At 57.5% G+C, this 6,000-nt stretch carries 4 protein-coding genes; 3 read left to right on the top strand and 1 reads right to left on the bottom strand.

Annotation, left to right across the window (positions count from 1 at the left end):
• On the bottom strand, positions 1-1,024 hold a 1,024-nt coding region (locus P8Z34_05450), incomplete at its 3' end, for a DNA translocase FtsK (GenBank protein ID MEJ2550110.1).
• Positions 1,025-1,205: 181 nt separating this feature from the next.
• On the opposite strand from P8Z34_05450, the gene amrB reads away from it, so the two are divergent.
• Genes amrB through priA form a run of 3 tightly spaced genes read left to right on the top strand, consistent with a single transcriptional unit; the run spans position 1,206 to position 5,963 of the window.
• Positions 1,206-2,054: an AmmeMemoRadiSam system protein B gene (gene amrB, locus P8Z34_05445; GenBank protein MEJ2550109.1), complete on the top strand. Its 849-nt coding sequence runs from the start codon at positions 1,206-1,208 to the stop codon at positions 2,052-2,054.
• Between the two features lie 52 nt (positions 2,055-2,106).
• On the top strand, positions 2,107-3,462 hold the full coding sequence (locus P8Z34_05440; protein MEJ2550108.1) for a hemolysin family protein: 1,356 nt from the start codon (positions 2,107-2,109) through the stop codon (positions 3,460-3,462).
• A 5-nt stretch (positions 3,463-3,467) separates the two neighbouring features.
• Positions 3,468-5,963, top strand: coding sequence for a primosomal protein N' (gene priA, locus P8Z34_05435; protein ID MEJ2550107.1), 2,496 nt, complete (start codon positions 3,468-3,470; stop codon positions 5,961-5,963).
• Positions 5,964-6,000: the final 37 nt, after the last annotated feature.

Genomic DNA, 6,000 nt, shown 5'->3' with positions numbered 1-6,000 from the left:
GACCCCCGGCGTCCAAACGGCAGGACATCGATGCCGGACGCCATCCGGAGTTGGCCAGTTGAACGACGGTATCCAGATCTCGCACACTCAGATACGCCACATCCACGTCACGCCGAACCGAACTCGTGCTCAATCGAAATCTGCCGGTCTCGACTCCTGGACCGCCGTTCTTGTTCTCCATCGGGACGGCCGTGACCAATCCTCCTCGCTGCCGGGCACTGTGCATCGGCAGCGAAATGCGATCTCTCGAAGCGCCGATGACGTGAACGCCGCTTTCGAATCCTTTCATCACGATCTCGTTCAAGGCCACAACGACAGATCGATCTCCTTCCGCTGCCAATCCAGCAAAGTCGTCCACAAAGAGTACGAGATGCGGTTTGGAGATGCCAAATTCCAATCGTCGCTGGATCTCGCGGATCAGCCAGAAAATGAGCTCCTTTGCGAAATCTGAATCTGTCGCCAGGTCGGTCAGCATGTGAGGAAGAGCCTCGATCAGACCAAGCTCACGGCCGCCGATATCGATCCCAAGAACATTGAGCTGCGAACGCCGGCTCGTCAGGCACATCGATGCCAGTAAAGTGCGCACCAATTCGGATTTGCCACAACCGGCTCTGCCGAAGGCCATCAAATGCCAGGTCCTTTGTTTCTTCATATCCAGGATCAAGGGCTTTCCGGATATCTGCATTCCGATGAGAGTGCTCATCGCAGGGATCACGTCGATGGCGTGGATGAGCGGCAGCAAGCGCAGCGCATTCCTCCGAACGCGCGGCACTTCGATCGCGATGCCATCGCCGTGTTCGGCCACTCGAATGCCTTCTGCACCGATCGCATCCGCTATCGCCTCAGCAGCCTGTGCGACATGAGTGACGCGCATATCTCCAGCCGGTTTCAGACGATAACGAATCCATTGATCCGTCACCTGTCCGCCTTGAACTCGCGCGGGAATGGACATCGTTGTCAGCGCACGTTCGATTTGATTTGCCTGTCGATCGAGATAGGTCCGGTTTATGTATGCCTTTTCCATTTCCCTTCTCCTAGGACGCCAATAGATAGAACGCCTGTTCTACTCGCCCATCATAGCAGAACATATGTTCTTTTGTCAAGTGCGATTTTTTCGTTGGAAGGGACAATGGAGATCGTGGATGTGCCACCCGGAAACTTCGATACCTATGCTACAATTTTGAACAGGAGAACGTTACAAGCGGATGGAAGATATTCGTCCCTCACCAATCGCCGGCACCTGGTATCCCGGCGACCTCAAGACCCTGGCCTCGTCGATCGATCAATACTTGCGTGCGGCCGATTGTGCGCAAATCGATGGCGAGATCATTGGCATCATCACTCCCCACGCAGGGCATCGCTATTCCGGCCCCGTGGCCGCGCATGCCTTTCGCTGCCTTGAAGGGCTGGAGCCGGAAGTTGTCGCTGTCCTTTCGCCGCTGCACAATCCCTACCCGGCAAAAATCCTAACATCCGCTCACACGGCTTACGCAACGCCGCTGGGAACGATCGAGATCGACGCCGAACGAATGAACCAGTTAGAAGATGATTTATTAAACAGTTGGGGTATCGAGATCCAGCACGTCCGTCATGATCAGGAACACTCGCTGGAAATCGAACTGCCCTTCGCACAAAGATGTTTTCACCACGCATTTAAATTGCTGCCCATCATGTTGCGCGATCAAAGTGAAGTCACGGCGAAGGCTGTTGGAACTTCACTGGCAAATACTCTCCGAGGTGCGTCCTCCATCATCATCGGCAGCAGCGATCTATCCCATTTTTATTCGCAGCAAATTGCAGAACGCCTCGACGAAGAAATCCTCGCTCGCATAGGGCGATTCGATCCCTCGGGAGTCATCGCCGCCGATGAAGAGGGCGTAGGATTTGCCTGCGGTCGCGGCGCCATCGCTGCAACGTTGTGGGCGTCCCGAGAACTCGGCGCCGATCGGGCTAAAATTGTTTACTACGCCACTTCCGGCGACGCGACGGGCGATTATCATTCGGTCGTTGGTTATGGCGCCGCGGTGATTTACCGCCGGGCAAAACCTTCCTGATGCAGATCGCATCCACAAGAATTGTGCCTCTACCGAATCAAATGGATAACTCATGGAAAATCACGTCTGGCTTGATTTACTAAGACTTGGCGGAGTGGCTCTACTCGTCCTGGCGAACGGATTTTTCGTTGCAGCCGAGTTTGCGCTCGTCGGCGTCCGCCGAACGCGCATCGCTGAACTCATCGACAAAGGCAGCATCTCCGCACATTGGGTGCACAAGGCGATCGAAGAGCCCGACCGGTTCATCGCCGCAACACAACTCGGCATCACCCTGGCCAGTCTGGGTTTGGGATGGATCGGGGAACCCGCTCTCAGCAACTTGCTGCAGCCCGTCATCCAACTCTTTCCGCCCACGGTCGAATCGGAAGTCTCTCACAGCCTTTCCGCAGGACTGGCCTTCCTGGTCATCACATTCCTGCACGTCGTCATCGGGGAACTCACGCCAAAGTCGATTGCCCTTCAAAACCCGGAACGCACTGCACTCACCGTCGCCAGACCCACTCTCTGGGCCGAATGGATCTTCCGACCGGCGATATGGCTGCTCAATGGAGCGGGGAATCTGCTCCTGCGCCTGATGAAGATTCAACCCGCCACAGGCCACGAACGCGTACATTCCATCGAGGAACTCAAGATGTTGGTCTCAGACAGTGCGGGGATCGGCGTGGTCGAAGACGACGCGGAAGAAATGCTCTACGCCGTGTTTGACCTGGGACATACCCTGGTCCGCTCCGTGATGGTGCCGCGCACCGAAATGATCGCCGTTCCTTCCGACGCGACACTGGAGGACATCATTCAACTGTACCTGGAGCACTCGTTCACCAAACTTCCTGTCTACGGCAGAAACCTGGATCAGGTTCTCGGCATCGTCCATCTCAACGATCTCTTGAGCGCCCTGTATGGCGAACTACAGCGCGTCAGCTCGGCGAAGGATTTGATGCGCGAGGCGATCTTTATTCCGGAGACCGCCAGAGTAAGCGGGTTGCTGCGGCTTTTCCGTGACCGCCAGCAGCATATCGCTATCGTGTTAGACGAATACGGAGGAACGGCCGGCATCGTAACGCTCGAAGACCTGCTGGAAGAAATCATCGGCGAGGTGGGCGATCCATTCGATTCCCAACCCGAAATCCAGAGTTTCCCCGACGGCTCCAGCCTCGTTGACGGTCTGATGCCCATCGAAGATTTCAACGAACGCTTCGGCCTCTCCCTGAACGATCCCGATTACAATACCGTGGCGGGTTTCGTCATCGGTAAACTCGGACGCCTGGCGCAGGTCGGCGACGTCATCAACGCAGAAGGACTGCAGTTTCAAGTGGAAGCCATGGACGGACTGCGTATCGCCCGTCTTTCGATCCGGAAAATTTCCGATACACGCAGCCCATCGAAACCCCACCCAAAGCCTGCCGATTGATGCCCATGTTTGTCGAGGTCGCCGTAAATCTGCCGCCCGTCCGGGGCACTTTCGATTATCACCTCCCGCCTTCGCTGCGTGGTCACGTTGCCCCGGGCCATTTGGTGACTGCTCCGTTTGGGAACCGCCGCGTACAGGGCGTCGTCGTCCGTTTATTGAAGCAATCTTCAGTACCCGAAACCAAACCGGTCGAATCGCTGCTCGATCCACTTCCCGTATTGACGCAGCAGCAACTGAAGCTGGCCCATTGGCTGAGCGAGCAAACCGTATCTCCACTGATCGAATGCATCACGCTAATGCTGCCGCCGGGATTGAGCCAGAAAGCCGATTCGCTATACGCACTCCTCGACCAGGACGCTCGAGCCGCCTCCGCATTGCAAAATCGCGTGCTCGATCTGCTGCGCCGTAGAGGCCCCTTGAGAGGCAGACAGATCGCCCGCGCCTTTCCCAGACAAGCCTGGCGATCCGCCGTCGATTCCCTGGTGAAAGATGGCGCATTGGAGCGAGCGTCCGTCCTTGATCCCCCGAGCGTCGGGGCGCGCCGGATTCGTACGGTCCGGCTGTCCGTGGCACCCGAAGCCGCGAGGGACAACTTTGGAAACCTGGGGCGACCCGGAAGCGATGCGGCGCAGCGGCGGGAAGCGGTGCTCAAAATGCTCATCGAGGAGGGACAGCCAACCGAAGCCACCTGGATATACGCCGAGCTGGGTGCTAAATTGGCCGATCTGCGTTATCTGGAAGAGCGCGATCTGATCGCCTTCGGTGAGACCGAAATCTGGCGCGATCCGACCGAGGCGATCGAGTTCGTCCCTACGAGTCCACCCCCACTCACAAGCGATCAATTCGAGGTATGGCATACGCTGAAAGACGCGTTGAATCAATCGGGAGTCAGGCGGCATTTTTTACTCCACGGGGTCACGGGATCCGGAAAAACCGAATTGTATCTGCGTGCGGTCGCCGAAACCATCGCGCTGGGTCGTCAAGCGATCATACTGGTCCCGGAAATCGCCCTGACGCCGCAAACCGTACGGCGATTCCTGGCACGCTTCCCGGGACAAGTCGGGTTGATCCATTCCCAGCTATCGGAAGGGGAACGATACGACACCTGGCGCCGCGCCCGGCAGGGCTCGGTTCCCGTAATTATCGGCCCCCGCAGCGCACTTTTCACGCCGCTCCCGGACATCGGATTGATCGTGTTGGATGAATCGCACGACGAATCCTACAAGCAGTTTGGACGAGGTCCTCTCTATCATGCCCGTGAAACGGCGCTCCATTATGCCTCCATCCTCGATGCGACCTGCATTCTCGGAAGCGCCACACCGGACGTGGTCACCACATACCGCGCCTCGCAAGGATCGCTCACCCGCCTGCACCTGCCCAACCGAATCATGGGGCACCAGAAGCGAATCAGGCAGCAAGCCTCTCGTTTCGGCATAACCCCCACATACAAAAAAGCCGAGGGGGAAGCCAGCTACATCGATCTCCCGCCCGTCAAGATCGTCGACATGCGTCAAGAACTGCGTGCTGGAAATCGTTCGATCTTCAGCCGGGCTTTTCAGAAATCACTCGAAACGACGCTCGCCGCCGGGCAGCAAGCAATTCTTTTTCTCAACCGCCGCGGCTCATCCACGTACATATTCTGCCGTGACTGCGGCCGGGTTCTGCGCTGCCCCAGGTGTGAAACCAATCTCACCTATCACGGTGCCAATCAGCAGCTCATGTGCCATCATTGCGGATACACACGCAGCCTCCCCAAGACATGCCCGCAATGCAAGAGCACGCGCATCAAGCACTTTGGCACGGGCACCCAGGGGATTCAAAACGAACTGGAAGCCGCGTTTCCAAATGCAAGCAGTATCCGCTGGGACCGGGACACGACGCGCACGAAAGGCGCTCATCAGGCCATCCTGGCCAAATTCGCCGAGCATCAAGCGGACGTGTTGATCGGCACCCAGATGGTGGCGAAAGGTCTCGATCTACCGCTGGTAACTTTCGTTGGCGTGATTTCCGCCGACACGGGGTTGAATCTCCCCGACTACCGCGCAGCCGAGCGCACCTTTCAAACCCTCACCCAGGTCGCCGGGCGGGCCGGTCGCGGATTGCTCGGCGGCCATGCCATCCTGCAAACCTACCAACCCGAACACTACGCGATCCAGGCCGCCGCCAAACACGACTATCGCGAATTCTATGAAGCAGAAATCCGGCAGCGCAGACGTCTGGGGTATCCCCCGTTCAAACGCTTGGCGCGCTTTACGATCCGGGAATTCTCGGCATCCTCCGCCGAAAAAGAAGCTCGACGCCTTTCGAAATCCATCCAGGACAAGATCGCCAAATTGGAAGTGCCGGCGGACATCATTGGCCCGGCGCCGTGTTTCTTCCGTAAACTGCGCGGCGCGTACTGCTGGCATTTCATCCTGCGGGCATCCGACCCACTCCGGCTCATCCCGGAGACCATTCCCGATCGGTGGAGTGTGGATATCGATCCGGTCTCGTTACTCTAACGAATCGACCATAATCACCTTCGTCGACGTCCTTCGA

It is taken from the genome of Anaerolineales bacterium (genome assembly GCA_037382465.1).
GTDB lineage: Bacteria > Chloroflexota > Anaerolineae > Anaerolineales > E44-bin32 > WVZH01.
Note: the sequence above shows the minus strand (reverse complement) of the source record. Positions and strands in the feature narration are given on the sequence as shown.